This is a genomic window from Microtetraspora fusca, assembly GCF_001570365.1.
GTDB lineage: Bacteria > Actinomycetota > Actinomycetes > Streptosporangiales > Streptosporangiaceae > Microtetraspora > Microtetraspora fusca.
Genome location: NZ_BBYK01000069.1, coordinates 18880 through 39662, shown reverse-complemented (window position 1 = coordinate 39662; position 20783 = coordinate 18880). Strand labels below are relative to the sequence as shown.

At 72.7% G+C, this 20783-nt stretch carries 20 protein-coding genes; 7 read left to right on the top strand and 13 right to left on the bottom strand.

What is annotated here, in order from left to right:
- Positions 1 to 95 precede the first annotated feature (95 nt).
- Positions 96 to 350 carry a DUF1540 domain-containing protein gene (locus AWQ68_RS46285; RefSeq protein ID WP_373281567.1) on the top strand — a complete coding sequence of 85 codons (255 nt, stop codon included), beginning with the start codon at positions 96 to 98 and terminating at the stop codon, positions 348 to 350.
- Positions 351 to 574: 224 nt separating this feature from the next.
- Here the strand turns inward: AWQ68_RS46285 and AWQ68_RS41510 are convergent, their stop codons facing one another.
- From AWQ68_RS41510 to AWQ68_RS32810, 9 genes are read right to left on the bottom strand one after another with little or no spacing between them, the layout of a single operon-like run.
- Positions 575 to 1213 carry a V-type ATP synthase subunit D gene (locus tag AWQ68_RS41510; protein ID WP_169809032.1) on the bottom strand — a complete coding sequence of 213 codons (639 nt, stop codon included), beginning with the start codon at positions 1211 to 1213 and terminating at the stop codon, positions 575 to 577.
- On the bottom strand, positions 1210 to 2583 hold the full coding sequence (locus AWQ68_RS32845) for a V-type ATP synthase subunit B (protein WP_066948161.1): 1374 nt from the start codon (positions 2581 to 2583) through the stop codon (positions 1210 to 1212). The genes AWQ68_RS41510 and AWQ68_RS32845 overlap by 4 nt, the downstream gene beginning before the upstream one ends.
- Positions 2580 to 4256: a V-type ATP synthase subunit A gene (locus tag AWQ68_RS32840; RefSeq protein WP_066948158.1), complete on the bottom strand. Its 1677-nt coding sequence runs from the start codon at positions 4254 to 4256 to the stop codon at positions 2580 to 2582. Before AWQ68_RS32840 ends, AWQ68_RS32845 begins: the two co-directional genes overlap by 4 nt.
- Positions 4244 to 4756, bottom strand: coding sequence for a hypothetical protein (locus AWQ68_RS32835; protein WP_066948154.1), 513 nt, complete (start codon positions 4754 to 4756; stop codon positions 4244 to 4246). The genes AWQ68_RS32840 and AWQ68_RS32835 overlap by 13 nt, the downstream gene beginning before the upstream one ends.
- Positions 4753 to 4965 carry a V-type proton ATPase subunit F family protein gene (locus AWQ68_RS32830; RefSeq protein WP_066948150.1) on the bottom strand — a complete coding sequence of 71 codons (213 nt, stop codon included), beginning with the start codon at positions 4963 to 4965 and terminating at the stop codon, positions 4753 to 4755. The genes AWQ68_RS32835 and AWQ68_RS32830 overlap by 4 nt, the downstream gene beginning before the upstream one ends.
- Positions 4966 to 4971: 6 nt before the next feature.
- The gene (locus AWQ68_RS32825) at positions 4972 to 5316 is read right to left on the bottom strand and encodes an ATP synthase subunit C (RefSeq protein ID WP_084464656.1); all 345 of its coding nucleotides are present in this window, start codon (positions 5314 to 5316) and stop codon (positions 4972 to 4974) included.
- Complete coding sequence (locus tag AWQ68_RS32820) at positions 5280 to 6566, bottom strand: V-type ATPase 116kDa subunit family protein (RefSeq protein ID WP_066948147.1); 1287 nt, start codon at positions 6564 to 6566, stop codon at positions 5280 to 5282. The genes AWQ68_RS32825 and AWQ68_RS32820 overlap by 37 nt, the downstream gene beginning before the upstream one ends.
- Positions 6567 to 6605: 39 nt before the next feature.
- Positions 6606 to 7517, bottom strand: coding sequence for an LLM class oxidoreductase (locus tag AWQ68_RS32815; protein ID WP_066948144.1), 912 nt, complete (start codon positions 7515 to 7517; stop codon positions 6606 to 6608).
- Positions 7514 to 7948 carry a hypothetical protein gene (locus tag AWQ68_RS32810; protein ID WP_157546049.1) on the bottom strand — a complete coding sequence of 145 codons (435 nt, stop codon included), beginning with the start codon at positions 7946 to 7948 and terminating at the stop codon, positions 7514 to 7516. The genes AWQ68_RS32815 and AWQ68_RS32810 overlap by 4 nt, the downstream gene beginning before the upstream one ends.
- Positions 7949 to 8163: 215 nt before the next feature.
- Between AWQ68_RS32810 and AWQ68_RS32805 the strand changes: the two genes are divergently transcribed.
- Both AWQ68_RS32805 and fdhF read left to right on the top strand, forming a co-directional pair.
- Positions 8164 to 9834: an NAD(P)H-dependent oxidoreductase subunit E gene (locus AWQ68_RS32805; protein WP_066948138.1), complete on the top strand. Its 1671-nt coding sequence runs from the start codon at positions 8164 to 8166 to the stop codon at positions 9832 to 9834.
- On the top strand, positions 9831 to 12542 hold the full coding sequence (gene fdhF / locus AWQ68_RS32800) for a formate dehydrogenase subunit alpha (RefSeq protein ID WP_066948276.1): 2712 nt from the start codon (positions 9831 to 9833) through the stop codon (positions 12540 to 12542). Before AWQ68_RS32805 ends, fdhF begins: the two co-directional genes overlap by 4 nt.
- A 12-nt stretch (positions 12543 to 12554) precedes the next feature.
- Here the strand turns inward: fdhF and AWQ68_RS46280 are convergent, their stop codons facing one another.
- A complete protein-coding gene (locus AWQ68_RS46280) occupies positions 12555 to 12875 on the bottom strand; it encodes a multicopper oxidase domain-containing protein (protein WP_084464654.1) in 321 nt (106 codons plus the stop codon).
- Between the two features lie 177 nt (positions 12876 to 13052).
- On the opposite strand from AWQ68_RS46280, the gene AWQ68_RS32795 reads away from it, so the two are divergent.
- Together AWQ68_RS32795 and AWQ68_RS32790 are read left to right on the top strand one after the other, a co-directional pair.
- Positions 13053 to 13649 (top strand): helix-turn-helix domain-containing protein, encoded by a 597-nt coding sequence (locus AWQ68_RS32795; RefSeq protein ID WP_218007128.1) that lies wholly within the window; start codon positions 13053 to 13055, stop codon positions 13647 to 13649.
- Positions 13650 to 13768: 119 nt separating this feature from the next.
- Positions 13769 to 14650, top strand: coding sequence for a class I SAM-dependent methyltransferase (locus AWQ68_RS32790; protein WP_066948135.1), 882 nt, complete (start codon positions 13769 to 13771; stop codon positions 14648 to 14650).
- Between the two features lie 356 nt (positions 14651 to 15006).
- Here AWQ68_RS32790 and AWQ68_RS32785 read toward each other — a convergent pair whose 3' ends face one another.
- Positions 15007 to 16152 (bottom strand): FAD-dependent oxidoreductase, encoded by a 1146-nt coding sequence (locus tag AWQ68_RS32785; RefSeq protein ID WP_066948134.1) that lies wholly within the window; start codon positions 16150 to 16152, stop codon positions 15007 to 15009.
- A gap of 263 nt (positions 16153 to 16415) precedes the next feature.
- Between AWQ68_RS32785 and AWQ68_RS32780 the strand changes: the two genes are divergently transcribed.
- Entirely contained in the window at positions 16416 to 17036 is a 621-nt protein-coding gene (locus AWQ68_RS32780) for a TetR/AcrR family transcriptional regulator (RefSeq protein WP_066948131.1), read from the top strand.
- A gap of 210 nt (positions 17037 to 17246) precedes the next feature.
- Here AWQ68_RS32780 and AWQ68_RS32775 read toward each other — a convergent pair whose 3' ends face one another.
- Together AWQ68_RS32775 and AWQ68_RS32770 are read right to left on the bottom strand one after the other, a co-directional pair.
- The gene (locus tag AWQ68_RS32775) at positions 17247 to 17855 is read right to left on the bottom strand and encodes a TetR/AcrR family transcriptional regulator (RefSeq protein WP_245656337.1); all 609 of its coding nucleotides are present in this window, start codon (positions 17853 to 17855) and stop codon (positions 17247 to 17249) included.
- A gap of 21 nt (positions 17856 to 17876) precedes the next feature.
- Complete coding sequence (locus tag AWQ68_RS32770; protein ID WP_066948125.1) at positions 17877 to 18797, bottom strand: alpha/beta fold hydrolase; 921 nt, start codon at positions 18795 to 18797, stop codon at positions 17877 to 17879.
- A 368-nt stretch (positions 18798 to 19165) separates the two neighbouring features.
- Between AWQ68_RS32770 and AWQ68_RS32765 the strand changes: the two genes are divergently transcribed.
- A complete protein-coding gene (locus AWQ68_RS32765; protein ID WP_157546046.1) occupies positions 19166 to 20440 on the top strand; it encodes a C39 family peptidase in 1275 nt (424 codons plus the stop codon).
- Positions 20441 to 20783 lie beyond the last annotated feature (343 nt).

Genomic DNA, 20783 nt, shown 5'->3' with positions numbered 1-20783 from the left:
CAGACGGAATGCGGCGCACATCTCGATGCGCTGCCCGCAACCTCGCGCGCAGCGCATCGGGAGCAGGGACGATCAACGTCTTGATCTGACGCTCCATGGGGCGACCGCTTCCCGGGGTGGAGGCCGTGATACTCGAACGGGGGCCGGACGGGCAGGCAAATCAGCACGCACACTGCGACACGTTCTTCAGCGTCCCCTCCAAGGGAGGCGACCCATCCGTCACCGGCCGTGTCGGCGCGTGCAAGATGTCCGATTGCCGGCACAACGTCCAGCTCGAATGCCAGGCCTCTGGCATCGTCGTCGGATACGCGCAGGACGCCGCCGATTGCCTCACGTATGCGCCCGCTTAGCCACAGATGGACGGCAGGGGCTCGATCGGCCGAGTCGACGCCGTCGGTGGCCGCGCCGATCGGTGACCGCGTGTCTGTGCCCTCGCCGATCGCGATGATCAGGCGTCTGCCGACGGCGACGCATCGCCAGGTCTCAGGTGGCCCAGGCCAATGATCCAATTGGGTAGCGTGCACAGCGGCCCCCGGATGGCCCGTGAATCCGCAGGTCGGTGGGAGCAGCGACGTCATTGCTGAGCGGGACCCGAGCGATCACGAGTCTCGGCGGCGGCCAGGGCGCGGCGGACCCGTGCGCCGTCGGACCGTTCCATCTCGTCGAGGGCCAGTTCCACGGCGGCCAGCGCCTCTTCGAGACGGGGGAGGAGGAGGTCGCGCAGCGCCCGGATCCGCCGGCCGGTCATCGCCTCCTCCGCGGTGACGATCCGCGCGGCCTCCGCGGCCACCGCGTGCTCGACCCCGGCGCGCAGGGCGGCGAGGCAGGCCTCCCTGGCCGGGACGAGCGCCGCCGTGAGCGTGAGCGGAGGCGACGCGACCGGCGCGGGCGGGCGGAAGGCGGACCTGCCCGGATAGCTCGTCCCCATGGCGTCGATCCACTCCACCCGCACCTCGGCGAGAGGGCCGCCACCGGCGAGCCGGACCGTTCGGCGGCCGCCCAGCAACGAGGCGCGCAGCAGCCAGGTGTCGGCCTCCCGGCACGCCGCCTCCCATTCCTCGCCGGTACGCGCAGCGAGCCGCATGAGACGGTCCCGCTCCTGCCGCAGGATGCGCCGCTTGCGGTCGAGGACGGCAAGCCCGCGCCGCAGAGCGGCGAGGCGGTGCCGGAGCCACAGACGCCCGGCCCGCCCGGGCGGAACCTTGAGCGTCACGTCTCCTCCCCGTATCCGGCGTCGAGCGCCGCCGGTGACAGCATGGACAGCTCCCGCCGGGGCAGCACCGACACGACCCCCCACGCACGATCGAAGGTCTCGTCGAGGGAACGCGCCTCGTCCGGCCGCTGGGCCAGTAGCCGCCGCGTGAACGCGTCCGCCATGGCGAGGTAGCGGCGGTCGGTGTCGCTGAGGGCGCCCTCACCGACGATCTCGGCGAGCTCCGCCGCCTGCCGGGCGCGGGCCAGCGCGGCGAGGATCTGGGCGGCCAGATCCATGTGCTCGGGCCGGGTCCTGCCGGGCCCGACCCCTGCTCGCATCATCCTCGACAGCGAGGAGAGCGGGTCGATGTGCGGATAGACGGGGACGTCCCGGGTCAGCAGGATCTGGCCCTCCGTGATGTATCCGGTGAGGTCCGGCACCGGATGCGTGATGTCCCCCGCGGGCATGGTGAGCACCGGCAGCACGGTCACCGAGCCGGGCAGGCCCGGCACCCGCCCGCACCGCTCGTACAGGGAGGCGAGGTCGCTGTACAGATAGCCCGGGTACGCGCGCCGCGCCGGGATCTCACCGCGCGCGGCGGACACCTCCCGCAGGGCCTCGCAGTAGCTCGTCATGTCGGCCAGCACCACGAGGACGTGCCGTCCCAGAACGAAGGCGAGGTGCTCGGCGACGGTCAGGGCGAGCCGCGGGGTGAGCACCCGCTCGATCACCGGGTCGTCGGCGAGGTTGAGCAGCAGCGTCAGCTCCCCGGCCGCCGAACGCTCCTCCAGGGTGTCCCGTACGGTCGCCGCGTCGGCGTGGGTCAGGCCGATGGCGGCGAAGACCACGCTGAACGGCGTGCCGCCGGCATTGGCCTGCGCGGCGATCTGCGCGGCGAGCTCCAGATGGGGCAGGCCGCCGGAGGAGAACACGGCGATCTTCTGCCCGCGGACCAGCGTGGTGAGGGCGTCTATGACGGACACTCCGGTGAGCACGGGCTCGGAGGGAGGCTCGCGCCGGGTCGGGTTGAGTGGGAAGCCCGTCACCGCGGCGTCGGCCGTGCCGAAGACGGGCGGCCCGCCGTCCAGCGGCCGGCCGCGCCCGTCGCACACCCTGCCCAGCCAGCCCGCGCCCACCGGGATTCGGAGCGGGCACCCGGCGAAGGTCACACGGGTGCCCTCGGCCCGCAGCCCCGCGGTCCCTTCGAACACCTGGACGACGGCCAGGTCGCGGTCGGCCTCCAGGACCAGGCCGTGCCTGCGCTGCCCCGTCTCCAGCTCGATCGACGCGTACTCGTCCCAGCCGACGCCGCGCACGCCCCGGACCACGATCAGCGGGCCGCGCAGCTCCGCCACGTCGGTGTACTCCACCGGAGCCCAGGACGTCACCGCGCCTCCTTCAGCTCGCCCAGTACGGCGTCACGCCGCGCGGGGATCTCCTCCTCGGGCGCGTCCTTCGCACGCAGCACGGGGGAGAAGTCGCGGGCCTCGATAGAAGCCACCGGCACCCCGCGCTCGACCAGGGCCTGGCAACCGTCCACAACTACGAGAAGAGCGTCGGCGAGCGCGGCCGTGCGCTCGGCCCGGCTGTAGGCGTCGGCGGGACTGAGCGCGCTCTGCTGGAGGAAGCCCTCGCGGACCAGCCGGCCGCCGAGCAGGACCACGCGTTCGTGCGGAGGGAGCGTCCCGGTCCCGACCAGCTCGGCCAGCGTGGACAGGCGGTCCGCCTCGGCCAGCAGCCCCGCCATCCGCGCCCGTCGCGCCGCGCCCTCCGGGGTCCCGGCCATCAGCGCGTCGGCGTCACGGGCGAAGGAGCCGCTCCAGGACACCGCGGGATAGTGGCGCGCGTAGGCGAGGTCGCGGTCGAGCGTCCACTGGGACCGTACGAACCGCTGGGTGAGCGTGGTGACCGGCTCCGTCATGTCGCCTCCGGGCGGCGAGACGGCACCGATGATCGTCACCGAGCCGGTGTCGCCGCCGAGCGTGGTGACGCGGCCCGCCCTCTCGTAGAAGGCCGCCAGCGCGGAGGCGAGATCGGCGGGATACCCTTCCTCGACGGGAAGCGCTCCGCTGCGGGAGCCGAGCTCACGCCGGGCCTCCGCCCACCGGGACGTCGAGTCCGCGATGACCACCGCGTCGTAGCCCATGTCCCGGAAGTGCTCGGCGACCGTGACGCCGGTGTAGATGCTGGACTCCCGGGCCATCATCGGCATGTTGGAGGTGTTGGCGATCACCACGGTCCGGTCCGCGAGCCGCCCTCCGGTCCGCGGGTCGGACAGCCGGGCCAGCTCGGCGACGACGTCGGCCATCTCGTTGCCACGCTCCCCGCAGCCGATGTACACCACCACGTCCGCGTCGCACCATTTCGCGATCTGCTGGAGGAGCACGGTCTTGCCGGTGCCGAACCCGCCGGGAACGGCCACCGTGCCGCCGAGGGAGACCGGCAGGAGCAGATCGATCACCCGCTGACCGGTCGTGAGGGGGACCACCTCGTCGAGACGCGCGGAGTACGGCAGCGCCTGCCGTACCGGCCGCTCACTTTCCAGGGTGACCTCGACGCCACCGACGACCGCGACCGGGGCCCGGGCCGAGCAGGGGCCCGCCCCCCGGATCGCGGAGACTTCGCCGCCCGGCGACAGCACCAGGTAGGGGAGCGACGTGCCGCTCTCGACACGGCCGATGGCCGTTCCTCTCCCCGTCAGGGCACGCTGCTCGACCAGTGGGGTGAACCGCCAGGAACGGTCGGCGCCCATCGGGCGCGGCGCGGCCGGGTCAAGCCACAGGCCCGCGCCGCTGAGGGGGCGGAGCAGGCCGTCGAACACCCCGCCGAGCAGGTGCGGTCCGAGCAGGGCCGACAGGGGTGCTCCCCGGCGCTCGGCGGGATGGCCGGGAGCCAGCCCACCGGTGTACTCGTAGGCCTGGACGGTGGCCCGGCCGCCGCGCAGGGAGACGACCTCGCCGGGCAGCCGGTGGGGCCCCAGATCGACCAGCTCGAACATCGCCGCTCCGGCGAGACCGTCGACCTCGACCAGCGGCCCGTTGACCCTCGTCACCGTGCCCACAGCCGTTCCGCCTCCGCTCCGAGCGCGTCGACGGCTCGGTCCGCGAGCGCGCCGAGCGAGCAGTCGACGCGGTGGCCCCGCCCTTCACCCACGACGCCACCGGCGGGATGCTCGCGCACGATCAGGTCGTCGCCGCCCGACTCGCGGGCCAGCTCGCGAAGGCGCTCGACCAGGCGGGGATAGCAGGGGTCGTCCCGGAGCGCCAGAACCGCCGCCATCGCGCGCCTGCGCAGCTCCAGCAGGGCCTCCCGCCGGGCGGCCAGCTCGATGCCGCGGGCGCGCCGCCTGGCCCGGGCCCGTACGGCGTCCGCCCGAGCCCGGGCGTCAGCCGTCCCGCTCTCGCGGGCCTCGTCGATGATGTCCTGCGCCGTCCGCCGGGCGGCGGCCAACGTCCGCGCGGCGTCGTGCTCGGCCTCGGCGAGCGTCGCGTCCGCGTCGAGCCGTGCCCCCTTGAGCAGGGCCGCGGAAACGGGCGCCAGCGCGTCCCTGATCCCGGTCACACCGGCATCACCACCCTCAGCGGCCCGCCGCTCGCGTCGCCGAGGGAGGCGGCCGCCGCGGGTGTGAGGATCACCACGGCCACCTCGGGCCCCAGACCCCGCCACGCCGTACGGACCTCGTCGGCGTTCTCGGCGGGCAGGACGAGCGCGCCCGCCAGGCCGTACCCGGCCACGCGGACGGTCTCTCCGATGATCGCGATGCTCGCCATGAACGGTCACGCCCGCCCGATGAGAATGATGCCGATGACCAGCCCGTAGATCGCGATGCCCTCGGCCAGGCCGACGATGACGATGGCCCGGCCGAACAGTTCCGGCCGTTCGCTCATCGCGGCCAGGGCGGCGGCCCCCGTGTAGGCCACGGCGATGCCGGCGCCGATCGCCGAGCCTGCGACCGCGATCGCCGCGCCGAGCAGCGCTGTTCCGCTGGATGCCGTCGCCGGGGCGGTGGCCACGGCGCCCTGCGCGCCACCGGCGGTCAGCGCCCAGACGAGAAGTGTGAGCGCGGCGAGCGCGATGGTGGCGTTCACGGCGTGCAGGCCTCGTCTGATCCAGACGGACATGGCATCGCCTCCCTGGATGTCGGCGGAGGGCGCCAGGGGCGGAACGGACGCCCCTCGACCTGGAAGAGCCGGGAGAACAGCTCGTAGTACTCCAGGCGCAGGGCCTGGATGCCCACCACGAGCCCCTCGATCGTGAGGGCGAGCGCGTTTCCCACGACGAAGACCACCGCGGCGCCGACGGGGTGGCCAGGCCACAGAGCGGTTGCGCCGGTCCAGACGATCCACCCGATGGCCGCGTGGGTGAGCCCGAAGGCGGCGAGCCGCGCGAACGACGCCAGGTTCGCGCCCAGCCGTACGACCACGTCGAAGACCCGCATGGCGGCCTGGGCGGTCCCGCCGGCGCCACCGCCGGCCTCTGCCAGGAACCCGGCGAACGCCAGGACGAGACCCACGGCTGCGATCAGGCCCCCGGCCACCACGAGATCATCCAGTCCGGAGTACCAGCCGACGAACGCCAGCCCGAACCCGATGAAAACCGCCGCTCCCGCGATCCCCGAGGAGGAGTAGAGCGCGACCCGCACACCGCCTTCGCGCCACCGGTTCACGATGCCGAGCAGGTACGCGGCGCCGAGGAGTAGCGCGCCCGCGCCTATGGCGGCGAGCAGCAGTGGGACCGGATGGGAGAGCGGTTCCAGCCAGAGCACCGGGACGACGCCGGTCGGGCCGAAGAACTCGCCGTAGAGCAGGCCGAAGAGCGCGCTCGTCAGGCCGGCTCCGGCGGCGAACGGCCAGGCCCGGCGGAAGCGGCCCAGCCATCGCGGACGGCCGAAGTACAGCCCCGCCGCCGAAGCGAGCAGCAGCGCCCCGTGCCCGACGTCGCCGAACATCATGCCGAACATCAGGACGTACGCGCTCGCCGCGAGCGGCGTGGGATCGATGTCGGGGTACGGCACGGTCCCGTACGTGGCGACGAGCGGGGACAGGGAGCCGCGCACTCCCCGCGACCGGAGCAGCGACGGCGCCTCGACCCCCCTCGGGCGGGCGATCGGGACGACGGCACCGCCTGCGGGGGCCAGCCGCTTCGACAGTTCGGGGACGGCCTCGGCAGGCATCCAGCCGGCGAGCGCCGCGACGCCGTCGCGGACCGCGGCCTCTTTCGTCACGGCCTCCGGCGACGCGTCCGGCGGCGTGGCGAACTCCACCGCTCCCGCGTCCGCCACCTGGGCGAGCACCTCGCTCAAGGAGTCCACGGGGGCCGCGATCGCGACCCGCTCCATGCGTACCGGACGCAGAGCGTCGCGCCAGCTCATGATCGCCGCCGCGTCCGCGGGCCCCGCCGCCCCGACAGGTCAGACAGGGGCATCGCCGTCACCACCTCGCGCGGCGAGTTCGAGCGCGGCGCGGACCCGCCGGGCATCCGCGGCGAGAACGGCGACGGCTCCCAGGACAGGGCCCATGGAGAACCCCGAGCCGGCCAGCAGGTCGCGGCCGTCCTCCTCCACCCTCGTCCACCAGCGCTCCTCGCCCTCCCATAGCTGCCGGGGATGGTCGATGTCGCGCAGCACCCAGCGGGCGGGCGGGGCCAGACGCTCGGCCATCTCCGGGAGCGAGGCAGCCTCGACGGCCCCGACGCCGAGCAGAGCACGGCAGCGCTCCCGGATCCCGGCCGGCAGGTCACGTGCCTCGGCATACCGCTCGCGGGCGGCCAGCAGCGCCGTTGCACCCAGGACCCACGCGCCGGCGGTGGGCATCGCGTCGGCGACACGCCCGGCCCAGGCGACGCGCATGCCGAGCTGGATCTCCCGGCGGCCCGCGCCGCCCGGGTCCCCCCACGCGGAGGCGGCCAGCGTGGTCCGGAGCTCGGCGAGCGACGCGCTCCGCCGCAGACGCGGCCATGCCGTACCCGCCGAACCGAGGACGAACTCGGGGTCGGCGGGCACACCGGACAGCCGGCACATGAGTTCGTCCACGTTGGCGATCTCGAACCACCGGACCAGGACGCGGATCGCCTGCCCGCCCTCCCGGGGAAGCCATCCGGCGAGCACGCGCAGATGCCACAGCAGCGTGGCGAGCACCGCCCACTGGGCCTGGGCCAGGCTCTGGCCGCGCCGTACGTCGTGCCCGTAGGGGGTGTCGGCCAGGACGGCCACCGCCTCGTCGGCCGAGCGGCAGGCCGCGACCCGGCGGGCGGCGGCCCGGCCCACCCTCCGGCGGGCCAGGGCTCTGGCCCGCGTCGAACCGGCGACCCAGGCGGCGGTCATGATGGATCACCGGCCAGCGCCTTCACCTGGGCGACGATTCGCGCCACCTCGTCCGGCATCCGGGCTTCGGCCCGCGCGCGGACATCGCTCGCGGCGCGCTCTGCGGCGCGGGTGGCGGCCCGGCTCTCCTCGTCGGCCTCCCGCAGTGCGGCGGCCGAGGCCCGCGCTTTCTCGGTCGCGGCCGCCCGCCGGGCCGCCGAGATGACAACGGCGGCTTGGACGCGGGCCTGTTCCCGTATCTCCTCGGCGCGCTGCTCCGCTCGCGAGCGCTCGGCGGCGCACGCGGACCGCACCTCTGCGAGGGCGGAGAAGACCACGTCGAGCTCGGGGCTCCGGTCCGCGGCATAGTCGGCCGGAACCGCGGACGGCGCCGCCGCGCCCGGTACCACGGCAGGGCGGAACCGCTGCAGGAAATCACTCAGTCGGGCCATCGTCACCTCCGTCGACGCCGGTCGCATGTATGAGCCGTCATTGGAGGTGATGCCCCTGTACACGTTGATATCGCCGACAGGGGGCTTAAATATGTCCGAAATGCGGATATATGTCATGAATGGGCTGGAGGCCGCCTGTCCGGCAAGTGCCTCTCGTCTGCATAGGGCCATGCCCCCTGAGCTCGGCGAATCGGGTGCGGGGGCATGATGGGAACATGTCTGAACGTTTCGCTGCGTTCAGGGCACTGGCCGACCGGCGGGGACGTCCCGGCGTCCGGCTGATGGAAGCCCTCGCCGAAACTGCCGACCGTACGGCGGAGGACCCGAGATCGTGGGCGCCCGACGTCGCGCGGGGATTCGGCCTGCCGGCCGCGGCGGGACTCGGGCCCGCCACCTACTACGCAGACCTCGCCACCCCGCACGCCCCGCGCCACGTCCGGGTCTGCGGTGCCACCGCGTGCTTCGCGGCCCGCGCGGGACGTCATCTCGCGGAGGTCGAGAACGCGGTCGGCGTCGCGACCGGCCACGCCGACCCCGAGGCGGGCGTCTCCCTGCAGTGCGTGCGATGCCTCGGCTACTGCTACACGGGACCGGCGGCCATGGACGGTGACACGCCGTGCACCGGGCAGAACCTCGCCGATCAGCTCTCCGGCCGGGCACCGCCGTACGCGCCGACGATTCCGGCCGCTGACGCCACCGGGGATCCGGTGGTTCTCGCCGGTGTCCTGGAGGGGGAGGCCGCCTGGCGGGTGTGGCCGGATGTCGTGCGCGGGCCGGGCGGCGAGCGGGTCCGGGCCGAAGTGGCGGCCTCCGGGCTGCGGGGGCGCGGCGGGGCAGGGTTCCCCGTGGCCGCGAAGTGGGCGGCGGCGGGCGGCTCATCGGACACCGTCGTGGTGGCCAACGGGGACGAGGGCGACCCCGGCTCGTACGCCGATCGGCTGCTGATGGAGGAGGATCCCGGGCGGGTGCTGGAGGGGCTGGCCCTGGCCTGCCTCGCCTGCGGGGCGCGGCGGGGCGTCGTGCTGGTGCGCTCGGAGTACCCGCGTGCGCTGGCCCGGATGCGCGCCGCGCTCGGCGAGGCGTACGCGGCCGGGCATCTCGGGCACCGGATCCACGGCCGAGACGTGCACGTGGACATCGAGGTGGTGGAGGGCGCCGGGTCCTATGTGGCCGGCGAGGAGACGGCGCTCATCGCCGGGCTGGAGGGCGGGCGCGGCTGTGCCCTGCCCCGCCCTCCCTATCCGACGGACCGGGGGCTGTGGGACGCGCCGACCGTGGTCAACAATGTCGAGACCCTGGCGGCCATCCCGTGGATCATGCGCTGCGGCGGCGACGTGTACGCCCGGCGCGGCACGCCGGAGGAGACCGGCACCAAGCTCGTCTGCCTGTCCGAGCGGTTCGCCCGCCCAGGTTGCTACGAGGTCGAGCTCGGGACACCGGTGCGAGGGATCGTCTACGAGCTGGGCGGTGGGCTGCGTGACGGCGCGGAACTGGACGTCCTGCAGGTGGGCGGGCCGCTGGGCGGGTTCCTCGCCGCCCAAGAGTTGGACGTGCCGCTGACCGAAGCCGGGCTGAGCGCCCGCGGCGCCGCGCTCGGCCACGCCGGGCTGGTCGCCTTCGACCGGAGTGTGACCCCGGAGCAGGTGCTGCGGCACATCTGGGAGTTCGCCTCCGCCGAGAGCTGCGGCGCCTGCTCGCCGTGCCGCGTCGGGTCCCGCCGCGGCCTGGAGATCGCCGCGTCCGGCGCGCCGCCCGGCGAGGAGTACGCCCGGCTGCTGCGGCTGATGAGCCAGGCGAGCCTGTGCGCTTTCGGTAAGCGTGTGCCCGCCGCGGTGCGCGGCCTCGCCCGCGCGTACGGCGAGCGGCTCCGGGGGTGGGACCGGTGAGGGTACGCGTGGACGGCGTGCCCGTCGAGATCGCCGAGGGCGCTTCGCTGCTCGACGCGGTGCGCGCGGCGGGCGTCGACGTGCCGACGTTGTGCCACGACGACCGGCTGCCCCCGGCCGGCTCCTGCCGTACGTGCCTGGTGCGGGCCTTCGGGCACGTGGTCGCGGCGTGCGTGACCCCGGCGTCGGACGGCGCCGAGATCGAGGTCGCGGCCGAGGAGCTGCGGGCGCTGCGCCGCGACGCCGTCGAGGTGATCGTCTCGGCGCTGCCGCCGGGAGCGGTCCCGCCCTCGCCCGCGCCGTCCCCGCGCGGCCTGGAGGATGACATGGGCGGCGGCGAGCTGGCCCAGGTCTGCGCCGAGCTCGGTGTCGCGCCGGACGTCGCGCGCGGCGCGGGAGGCCGGGGGCGGGACGACAGCCACCCCTACATCCGCCTCGACCGGGATCTGTGCATCGCGTGCGGCCGTTGCGTGCGCATGTGCGCGGACGTGCAGGGCACGTTCGCCCTGACGCTGACCGGCAGGGGAGCCGACACCGTCGTCGCCCCGGGCACCGGCGGGGCGTGGGCGGACTCCGACTGCGTCGCCTGCGGCGGCTGCGTCACGACGTGCCCCACCGGGGCGCTCACCGAACCGGGGCTGCCCGCCCGTGCTCCGCGTCCCGACCTGACCCGAACGCGTACGACCTGCGGATACTGCGGCGTGGGGTGCTCGCTGGAGGTGCTCACCCGCGACGGCGAGATCACCGCCGTCCTGCCCGATCTCGACGGGCCGGTCAACCGCGGCCACGCCTGCGTGAAGGGCAGGTTCGCGCACGGGTTCGTCCGCTCGCCGGAGCGGCTCACCCGCCCGCTCGTGCGCCGCGACGGACGCCTGGAGCCGGCGAGCTGGGCGGAGGCGCTCGACCGGGTGGCCCGGGGGCTGCGCGCCGCCGTCGCGGAGGGCGGACCCGACGCGGTGGCGGCGATCTCCTCGGCGCGGGCGACCAACGAGGAGAACTACCTGGTGCAGAAGTTCATGCGGGTCGTGATCGGCACCAACAACGTGGACAACTGCTCCCGCCTGTGCCACGCGCCCTCGGCCGCCGGACTGACCGCCTCGTTCGGGCTGGCCGGCGGGACGGACTCCTTCGACGACGTCGAGCGGGCCGACTGCCTGCTCCTCGTCGGCGCGAACCCGGTCGAGGCGCACCCCGTGGTCGGCGCCCGGCTGCTCCAGCGCGTCCTGCGCGGGACCCGGCTGATAGCCGTCGACCCGCGGGCCGTGGGGCTGGCCCGGCACGCGGACGTCCACCTGCGGCCCCACCCCGGAACCAACGTCGCGCTCTTCCACGGCCTCGCGCACGTCCTGCTCGCCGAGGGGCTGGCCGACGAGGAGTTCCTGCGGCTGCACGCGGCCGGGCTGCCCGAGCTGACCGGCCTGCTCGCGGAATATCCGCCCGACAGGGTGGCCGTCCTCACCGGCGTCCCCGCCGCCGACGTGGTCGAGGCGGCCCGGCTGTACGGACGAGCCGAGCGGCCCGCGATCGTGTACGGCCTGGGCGTGACCGAGCACCTGCACGGCACGGACGGCGTGCGGGCGCTGGCCAACCTGGCGATCCTGCGCGGGGCGGTCGGCATCGGCCGCGGGTACGGCGTGAACCCGCTGCGCGGGCAGAACAACGTCCAGGGCGCCTCCGACATGGGAGCACTGCCGGACAGCCTGCCGGGCTACGGCAAGGTGACCGATCCCGTCGCGACCGCCCGCGCCGCCGAGGTCTGGGGCGTCCCGGTCCCCACCCGCCCCGGCCTGCGCATCCCGGAGATGTTCGCGGCGGCGCGGGCCGGCCGCCTCGGCGCGCTGTGGATCATCGGCGAGGACGTGTGCGCGACCGACCCCGACGCCACCCGGGTCGCCGAGGCGCTGGACGCCTGCCCGCTCGTCGTCTGCCAGGAGCTGTTCCTCAGCGAGACCGCCCGCCGGGCCGACGTCGTGCTGCCCGCCGCCTCCTGGCTGGAGAAGGACGGCACCTTCGTCAACTTCGACCGCAGGTTCCAGCGGGTGCGGCCCGCCCTGCCGCTTCCCGGCGAGGCCGGGACGGACTTCGCCGCCGTCCACGCCGTCGCCGCGGCGCTCGGGGTCGATCTCGGCTGCGTGACCCCCGCCGACGCGCTGGCCGAGTGCGCCCGGGTGGCGCCCATGTTCGCCGGGCTCTCGCACGCCCGCCTCGACCGGGAGGGCGCGATCCCCTGGCCCTGCCCGGATCCCGATCGCCCCGGCGAGGCCACGCTGTACCGGGAGCGGTTCGCCACCCCCGACGGGCGGGCCCGCCTCGCCGCCGTCCCGTACCTGCCGCCGGGGGAGTCGCCGGACGAGGACTATCCGCTCGTACTGGTCACCGGCCGCCGCTGGGCGCACTACAACTCGGGCAGCATGACCCGCAGGACCGACAACCTGCGGCTCGACGCCGAGGACCGGCTTGACCTGCACCCGTCCGACGCCGTCCGGTACGCGCTGCGCGACGGCGATCCGGTCCTGGTGGAGAGCCGGCACGGCCAGGCGACGCTGACCGCCCGCCTCACCGACGAGGCGGCGCAGGGGCAGGTCTTCTGCTCCTTCCACTTCCCGTCCAGCCAGGTGAACACCGTCACGTCCGGCCATTCGGACACCGAGACCTCGTGCCCGGAGTACAAGGTCACCGCCGTACGGCTGAAGCCGCTCCGCAAATAACCGAGGAACAAGTCAGGGGCCGACGCGATACGTGGACATCATCTCGCCGCCCTCGTGTTCCAGCATGTGGCAGTGCCAGACGAACAGACTGGGCTCGAATACAGCGACTATCCGCGCAATCTCCTTCGAGTCGGCAACGACTGCGTCCTTCGGTCCGGTCTCCCAAGGCTCTGCTGGCCGTCGGGCTGGGCTGTGCCGACCGCCGTCTGTTCGGCTTCCCCGCGCCCCCAGCGGTTGATCCACGCGTACGAGGCGACCGACTCCCCGGTGCCGGCCTTGATGCCCATGCTCCAGCGGCAGCTTCAGGCCGTTCAGGTGCTCGCGGGCCTGCATCTGCGTGGCGCGCCGATCACCACAACGTCCACGGTCTCACCAGGCAGTGCGTCGCTCGCGTAACGGGAGGTCTGCGTAGACATGTCGTGCCCTTTCCTCGTGCGTGGCATCAGCCGATTCGGGCCTTCTGGACACGACGTTGAAGCCGCATTGCGGAAGGAGCATATGATGTTGCGCATGACGCAAGAAAGTGGAGAGCTGGACAGCCTCGTACGCAAACGCATCCGCGCCCTGAGGGTCGCGCAGGGCTGGTCCCTGGAAGAACTGGCCGGCCGCGCCAACCTCAGCCAGTCCTCACTGAGCCGCATCGAGAACGGTCAGCGCCGCCTCGCCCTGGACCAGCTCGTCACCCTCGCCCGCGCCCTGGACACCACCCTCGACCAGCTCGTCGAGACCGCCACCGACGACGTCGTCACCAGCCCGATGATCGACGGCACCCACGGCCTGATGCGCTGGCCCGTGAAGGGCGACCCCGGCATGAGCGTCGTACGCCAGCGCATGACCGAGCCACCGCCCGACAACCCGGCCCGCATGCGCGCCCACCCCGGCCGGGAATGGCTGGTCGTACTCTCCGGCACCGCGATCCTCATGCTGGGCCACCGGCGCTTCCGCCTCGAGACCAACCAGGCCGCCGAGTTCCCCACCATGATGCCGCACGCCATCGGCGCCGAAGGCGGACCGTGTGAAATCCTGGGCATCTTCGACCGCGATGCCCGCCGTGGACACCAGCGCGACATCGGCGGCGACGGCGACACCCCTGGCATCGGCGAATGACGGCAAGGCGCACCCTCGGTACGGGCGCGCCTTGCGCGTCGGGCAGCACTACGCGCCGACATCTTGCGCATCCCGGGAGCCGTCTCGCCGGGTAAGCAAGTCCGCCTTACGGTGACGGCATGACCCACGCACACCCGCACACCCTCCACCACGGCGCGCAGCGCGGCCACCACCACCACCAGCAGCAGCAGGACGACGCCGGCCAGGCGGAAATCCTCGATCTGGACGCGGAAGTCCTCGCCGAGCACATCGCCGCCATCACCGCATGGCTGCCCCTGAAAACCAGCCCGCGCCAGATCGTCGACCTGGGCTGCGGCACGGGAGCGGGCACCTTCGCCCTCCTGAACCGTTTCCCCGAGGCTCACGTCATCGCCGTCGACGCCTCACTCGGACACCTTCAGCGCCTGCGGCAGAAGGCATGCGCCCAGGAAGCGGATGACCGCGTGCGCACCGTGCAGGCCGACCTCGACGCCACCGACTGGCCCGACCTCGGCACGCCGGACCTGGTCTGGGCCTCGGCCTCGATGCACCACATGGCCGACCCCGACCACGCCCTGCGCAACGTCCACGACATGCTCGCGCCCGGCGGCCTGTTCGCCGTCGTCGAGCTGGCCGGATTCCCCCGTTTCCTGCCCGAGAACGCCCCGGAGGACCGGCCCGGCCTGGAAGACCGCTGCCACGCTGCGACCGAGCACTTCCACGCCGAACACGTACCCCACCGCGGCGCCGACTGGGGGCCGATGCTGATCGCCGCCGGGTTCACCCTCGAAGGCGAGCGCACCATCGCCGTGAACATCGAAGGCTCCGACAGCGAGGCCATCGGCCGCTACGCATTCAGCAGTCTGCTACGCATCCGCGGTGCCGCCGCACAAGCGCTTCCGGCCGCGGATCTCGCCGCGCTCGACCGGCTGCTCGACACAGACAGCCCTCACAGCATCCTGCGCCGCGACGACCTCTCGGTACGCACCGAACGCACCGTCTGGGCCGCACGCCTCAGCTGATCTGCCCACGCGGGTTGCCCGCCAGGCTGCATCAGCACGCAACTCGTCGGGTGTCGATCCCGCGCAGCCTCTCTGCGCAGACACCGTCGCGAACCATCAACCCTGGAGCGTTCGCGACGGAGGAAAGGAGCACCTCGATGACCGCACTGCAGTCCCGTCTGGCTGGCAGGCCACAGCCGGCACCAGCGCCGCAGGCGGCGGCGTCGAGATCATCCACAACCTGGCCGAGCCCCGTGCGTCGCCGAAGCCCGCATGAATGGCCGGCTCGGTGAGGTCCGAGGCCTTCAGGTCAGCCTCACCAAGGCCAAGGAAAGGCTTGCAGGGGGGCGGCTCACCGGGAGTGATGTCGGTGGTGTTCACGGCCGGGTGTCGTCGTTCTGGGCGAAGTCGGGGAGTTCGTCGGACAGCAGTTGCTCGGCGCCGCCTTCCAGGAGCTTGGCTGTCTCGGTCGAGCGGGGCAGCATGGTCGCCTCGTAGGCGCGGACCGCGTCGGCGACGGTGGCGGACTGCGCCAGGGCGAGGGCGAGCTCGCCGGCGTCCAGCATGGCGAGGTTGACGCCGACGCCGAGCGGGGGCATGAGGTGGGCGGCGTCGCCGAGCAGGGTGACGGTGGGGTTGTGCTCCCAGGCGTGCGGGACCGGCAGGGCGAAGATGGGGCGGTCGACGTAGAGGCCGTCGTTGTCGCTGATCAGTCGGCGCATGTGCGGTGACCAGCCGGCGTACTCCTCAAGGAGCTGGGCGCGAATGGCGCCGGTGTCGTCGATGGTGAGGCGGTTTCGCTTGATCCAGTCGGCCGGGACGCGCCGGATGATGTAGACGCGGATGTGGTCGCCGCTGTTGCGTTGGGCGAACAGTCCTCGCTCGCCGTCGGCCGCGGCGGCGCCGCCCTGGCCGACCAGGTCGGCGATCTCGGGGTGCCGGGTCTGGACGTCGGAGAACCACGCCTCCAGGAAGCTCACCCCGCTGTATTGCGGGACGGCGGGCGAGACGGCCTGGCGGACCCGGGAGAAGGCGCCGTCGGCGCCGATGACCAGGTCGGTTTCGACGGTCGTGCCGTCGGCGAAGCGCAGCAGGCGCGGCCCGTCGGCGGGCCCGCTGATCGACGTGAGGGCACGGCGCCACTCCACGGTTCCCGGCTGCAGCGAGCCCAGCAGCAGGTCTCGCAGGTCACCGCGGTTGATCTCCGGCTTGAACAGCTCGCCGTCCTCGGGGACGTGATGGAACAGGATCTCGCCGGCGGGGTTCATCTGGCGCATCTCCTGCCCCTCAGGGCGGGCGAGGGCGAAGAACTCCTCCAGTAGGCCGGCTTCGCGCAGCGCGATCTGGCCGTTGTCGGCGTGCAGGTCCAGGGTGCCGCCCTGGTTGCGGGCGTGCGGGCCGCTGTCGTGGTCGTAGACGGTGAGCGCCAAACCGTGCCGCTGCAGGATGCGGGCGCAGGTCAGGCCACCGGGTCCGGCGCCGATGATGCTGATGCGGGCGTGGGCGGGTGCAGGAGACGTCATGGCTGGTTCCTTTGGATCAATGAAGAGCGGGATTCGGGGGGCTCGGGGCCCTGAGCCGGGCGTCCGGCCCGGCGGCGCGCGGACAGGACCCGTGAGTGGCAGGGCCGCGGCGGACAAAAGCGGTGCCGGGCGAAAGCGCCTGGATCCTGCGCCGCCCGGGCTCTCGCAGCTCCACTCATCACACTAAGTAGGAAAGTGCAATGAGTCAACTAAACAACTGATGCCATGATTGTCGTGATGCAACTATCGGATATGCTCAACTCATGACCGTGTCACCTGTCAGCCGCCGCGAACGCAAGAAGGCGGCCACCCGTCAAGCGATCGCCGACGCCGCCCTGGAGCTCTTCCTCGAGCGCGGCTATGACCAGGTGAGCATCCGCGACATCGCCGAGGCGGCCGATGTGTCGACCACCACGGTGTTCAAGCACTTCACCGGCAAGGAGGCCCTCGTCTTCGATCAGGACGAGGAGCGGGAAACCGAGCTGGTCGCCGCGGTCCGGCAGCGGCCCGCCGGTCAGAGCATCCCCGAGGCTCTGCGCCGGCACGTCCTGGACACCTGGCTGCCGATCGAGGCGCACCCGCAGCGGGCCGGGTTCACCCAACTGGTGGACTCCACACCGGAACTGCGCGCCTACGCCGAACACATGTGGACCCGGCACACCGACGCCCTCGCTGCGGCCATCGCCGACGAACTCGGCGTGGGCCACGACGACCTCGCCTGCACGACCCTCGCTCGATACGTCCTCGAAATCCCCGCCCTCGCCCGAGGCCGCCAGGACCGCCGCGCCGCCGTCGAAACGATCTTCGACATTCTCGCCCGCGGCTGGCAACCACCTGGCAGGCCGACCACGCCGCCCACCGGCGGGTCCACGACGGGTAGCTGACAGGCTCGCGAGTCGCGCGACCGAAGTCACCCGGCGAAAACGCGATCAGCAGGCTGTCGCGAGCTGGGAGCCCCCCACTCCGTGCGGACGGATCGATCCGCTGTTATCTGGCAATCCGGCGAATGAGAAAGGCGGGCGGCGTCGACCGCCTCGGACAGGTTGTGGTCTGGCCGATCATTCTGTGGGTCTGGCGGGCCTTGTGCTCCTCGATCACTTGCTGGGCCAAGCCGCTGCCGGCCCGAACAGGCGGTCCAGGTGGTAGTCGATGATCTTGGTGGCGGCCTCGTGGCTGCGCTGTCGGCTGAGGACACTGTGGGTCAGGCCGTTGGCGAGAGCCAGAAGGCCGGCGACTTCGGTACGCGGGTCACGATCGGGGGCGATGTCCCCGGCCTGCTGCGCGGCGGTCAACCTTGCGGTGAGGAAGTCTTCCAGTGCGTTGGGCAGGGTGAGCCCGACTGCGGCGAGCGCCGGGTCAGTGAGGGCGGCGGTGTAGTAGGCGGTCCAGGCCATAGAGTCCAATTTGCTCTGCTCGTCGAAGGGCAGGATCGTGCCGAGGACGGCGGCGAAAACGCCTCGCGGTGTCAGCTCGCCCGCGGTGGCGGCGGCCCGCTGCTTGACTCGGCGGTCCATGCGGGCACCCAGCTCGGTGAGGCCGGACTCGAGCAGGGCCTGCTTGTTGGTGAAGTAGTACTGGACGACGCGCAGCGAGACCCCGGCCTCGGCGGCGATCTCACGCATCGACACTGCCTGCAGGCCGCGGGTGCTGGCGATGCGCAGCAGCGCCTCGGTCAAATGGCGCCGCCGCTCATCATGATCCACCTGTCGGGGCATATCCGTTTTCTACCTGTTGTTCGTGCTGTGCTTCGGCGTTGCGGTCCCGGGCCGCGCCTGGCCGGGAAAGGTGAGGATCCGCTCGGCGACCAGGTCCGGAGCTTCGACGGGCAGCGAATGTCCGGTGCCGGGCACGATCTCCACGCGCCAGGACGGCGCGATGTCGGCCAGCCGCGCGGCCAGCGCCTGCGCGTCGAGCAGCGCGCTGCGGGCGCCCAGCAGCACCTGCACGGGGACGGACACCTCGCGTATCTGCTCGTCGGTGTAGGCGGGCGGGATGGGCACACGCCGGCGGAAGGACCAGCCGGCCCGCATCAGCTCCACCAGCCCATCCTCGCGCAGCACTCCGTTGTCCACTACGCCGGCCATGCGGTGTCGCAACGTACGAGGAAGCATGGAGGCGATGGCCCCGGCAAGGGCCCACCGGATGAACCGCCTGGGCAACGGCGCGAAGCCGCCCGGGTCCACCAGCGTCAGCGCCGCGACCCGGCCGCCCCCGCCGAGTTGCTGTTCGACTGCGGCCCAGCCGCCGGCAGAGAAACCCGCCACATGCGCGCGCTCGGCTCCGACTGCGGCCAGGACGTCGGTGACCCAGCCGCCGACCTCGGCGCCGGTCGCGAGCGGCCGCCTCTGAACCGAGCGGCCTGGTTCGCCGAGAGGGTCGACGGCAAGGACCGGGCGCGTGCGCGCCAGCGGCTCGATGTAGCGGTACCAGGCCAGCGCGTTCCCGCCGGCACCGGCCAGGAGGACTATGGGATCCCCCTCGGCGGGCCCGGCCCGGTGGATCCGCACAATGCCGGCGCGGGTCTCCACGTCGATGGCGTCCACCGGCACCGGCCACAGCTCGCCGAGCACTCGGTCATAGACGGTGTAGTACTTGTCACGGGCAGAGTCGCTGGTGAAGGCGGACGGCCGGTCAGGGATGCGCATCGTGACCTCATCTCCCGAATGGATACAGTCGTATCCTAACAAGGCGCGGGGCCGACTGCGGCGGTGGCGTTCGGGCCGGCTGCTCGACCAGATCGACTGCGAAGGAGCCACGACGCCGTCCGCCGGCGATCGTCTCGTTCCGGCATACGCACGCACTCTGCCTGCGCCATGGTGAGAACCGCTTGGCGATCGCGAGCGGGTGGTGGTAGCCGAGCACCAGAACCTGCGTGACCGGCCGGATCCGCCGGGGGCGCGCCACGAGGTACCCGAAGGCTGCCCAGATAGGTCAGTAATACGTATTCCTGCCGATGTGCGGACGGGCGGAGATCTCTACCGTCGGGGACGCCGACAACACCCCGAGGTGAGCCATGCGCGTGCCGAGCGTGTTCCTGCCCGTGTTCCTGTCCGCTGTCCTGACGACATCCGCCCTCACCGTCACCTCCGCTGCAGCCGAGGCCGACACCCAATCCCCACCCGCCGCAGTCGACGTCGTCTACGAGCGGGCCAACTTCGGCCCCGGTACCCGCGAGGGCGTCAAGGGAGGACACACCCTGTCCTTCGACGCCCCCGTAGGCACGATCTCCTACACCGACGCGCTGGGCACGAAGAGCTGGGAGTACGCCCGGTGGACCGGCCCTGAGCGGCCGATCGGGTTCGCGGCCACCGAACTGGTGGCCTCCTGGAACGCCGACGTGCCGACCGGAAGCTGGCTGCAGGTCGAGATGCGCGGCCGCAACGCTGCCGGGCTGACGAAGTGGTACGTGCTCGGCCGCTGGGCGTACGGCGACGAGGACATCCGCCGCACGTCGCTGCCGGGGCAGCGCGACGCCGACGGCACGGTCTCGGTCGACACGTTCGTGGCCGCGGCGGGCAAGGCGATCACCGCGTACCAGTTGCGCGCCACGCTGTACCGTACGCCGGGCTCGTCCGTGACGCCGGTCGTGCGCACGCTCGGCGCGATGGCCTCCGCCGTGCCCGACCGGACGACCGTCCCGGTCAGCCCCGGCGGCATCGCCTGGGGCGTCGAGTTGCCCGTGCCGCGCCGCTCGCAGAACGTCCACGAGGGCCACTACCCCGAGTGGGACGGCGGGGGAGAGGCGTGGTGCAGCCCGACCTCGACCACCATGGTCCTCGGCTACTGGAACAAGTGGCCCAGTAAGCAGGAAACCTCCTGGGTGGACGTCACCGATCCCAACCCCGAGGTCGACTACGCCGCCCGGTACACCTACGACTACGCCTACGAGGGAGCGGGCAACTGGCCGTTCAACGCGGCCTACGCGGGACGGTACGGGGTGGAGGGGTTCGTCACCCGGCTCCGATCGCTGACCGAGCTGGAGCGGCTGATCCGCGCCGGCATCCCGGTCGTCACCTCCCAGTCGTTCAAGGCGGCGGAACTGCCCGGCGCCGGGTACAGCACCAACGGCCACCTCATGGTCATCGTCGGCTTCACCGCCACCGGTGACGTGATCGCCAACGACCCCGCCTCGCCGAACAACGACGCGGTGCGCCGGGTCTACCCGCGGGCGAACTTCGAGAACGTCTGGCTGCGCAGCACCGGCAGCGGCGGGATCGTGTACGTCATCCACCCGAAGCAGGGTCACCCGCTGCCTCCCACCACGCCGGGGCTGCCGGCCAACTGGTGACGGCCGGCGGCAACGCGCGTGTCGATCAGGTGGCGTGCCGGCGCTGCTGTTCCGGGTAGCACCCACAGCAGCGCCGGCTCGCCCCCCGGCAGGTACAGTCCGGCGAACTCCCGGTCGAGCGGCGCCACCTGGCCGGACTCGCCGGGGTCGGTCAGCCTGAGCCCGGCGGAGCGCGGACGTCGCCTTCGAGCCCATGCCGTGCGGCGCGAGAAGTTCGTACCGGGACGGCGGAGAACGCGCGGGCGCTGATTTCATCATCGAACCGGGTGCAGGGGATCAGTTGCCCTGCGCCCGGTTCGGCGCTATCTGGGCCGGGCGGTCCCCCCGAGATTCGCCATGGAGA

What these genes read in the sequence shown, in the direction of transcription:
- AWQ68_RS46280 (WP_084464654.1), bottom strand. Translation starts at nt 12,875, where the DNA reads ATGCAGGCCCGCGAGCACCTGAACGGCCTGAAGCTGCCGCTGGAGCAT.
- AWQ68_RS32815 (WP_066948144.1), bottom strand. Translation starts at nt 7,517, where the DNA reads ATGACCGCCGCCTGGGTCGCCGGTTCGACGCGGGCCAGAGCCCTGGCC.
- AWQ68_RS32765 (WP_157546046.1), top strand. Translation starts at nt 19,166, where the DNA reads ATGCGCGTGCCGAGCGTGTTCCTGCCCGTGTTCCTGTCCGCTGTCCTG.
- AWQ68_RS32820 (WP_066948147.1), bottom strand. Translation starts at nt 6,566, where the DNA reads ATGAGCTGGCGCGACGCTCTGCGTCCGGTACGCATGGAGCGGGTCGCG.
- AWQ68_RS32770 (WP_066948125.1), bottom strand. Translation starts at nt 18,797, where the DNA reads ATGCGCATCCCTGACCGGCCGTCCGCCTTCACCAGCGACTCTGCCCGT.
- AWQ68_RS32830 (WP_066948150.1), bottom strand. Translation starts at nt 4,965, where the DNA reads ATGGCGAGCATCGCGATCATCGGAGAGACCGTCCGCGTGGCCGGGTAC.
- AWQ68_RS32810 (WP_157546049.1), bottom strand. Translation starts at nt 7,948, where the DNA reads ATGGCCCGACTGAGTGATTTCCTGCAGCGGTTCCGCCCTGCCGTGGTA.
- AWQ68_RS32780 (WP_066948131.1), top strand. Translation starts at nt 16,416, where the DNA reads ATGACCGTGTCACCTGTCAGCCGCCGCGAACGCAAGAAGGCGGCCACC.
- AWQ68_RS32825 (WP_084464656.1), bottom strand. Translation starts at nt 5,316, where the DNA reads ATGTCCGTCTGGATCAGACGAGGCCTGCACGCCGTGAACGCCACCATC.
- AWQ68_RS32805 (WP_066948138.1), top strand. Translation starts at nt 8,164, where the DNA reads ATGTCTGAACGTTTCGCTGCGTTCAGGGCACTGGCCGACCGGCGGGGA.
- AWQ68_RS46285 (WP_373281567.1), top strand. Translation starts at nt 96, where the DNA reads ATGGGGCGACCGCTTCCCGGGGTGGAGGCCGTGATACTCGAACGGGGG.
- AWQ68_RS32790 (WP_066948135.1), top strand. Translation starts at nt 13,769, where the DNA reads ATGACCCACGCACACCCGCACACCCTCCACCACGGCGCGCAGCGCGGC.
- AWQ68_RS32785 (WP_066948134.1), bottom strand. Translation starts at nt 16,152, where the DNA reads ATGACGTCTCCTGCACCCGCCCACGCCCGCATCAGCATCATCGGCGCC.
- AWQ68_RS32795 (WP_218007128.1), top strand. Translation starts at nt 13,053, where the DNA reads ATGACGCAAGAAAGTGGAGAGCTGGACAGCCTCGTACGCAAACGCATC.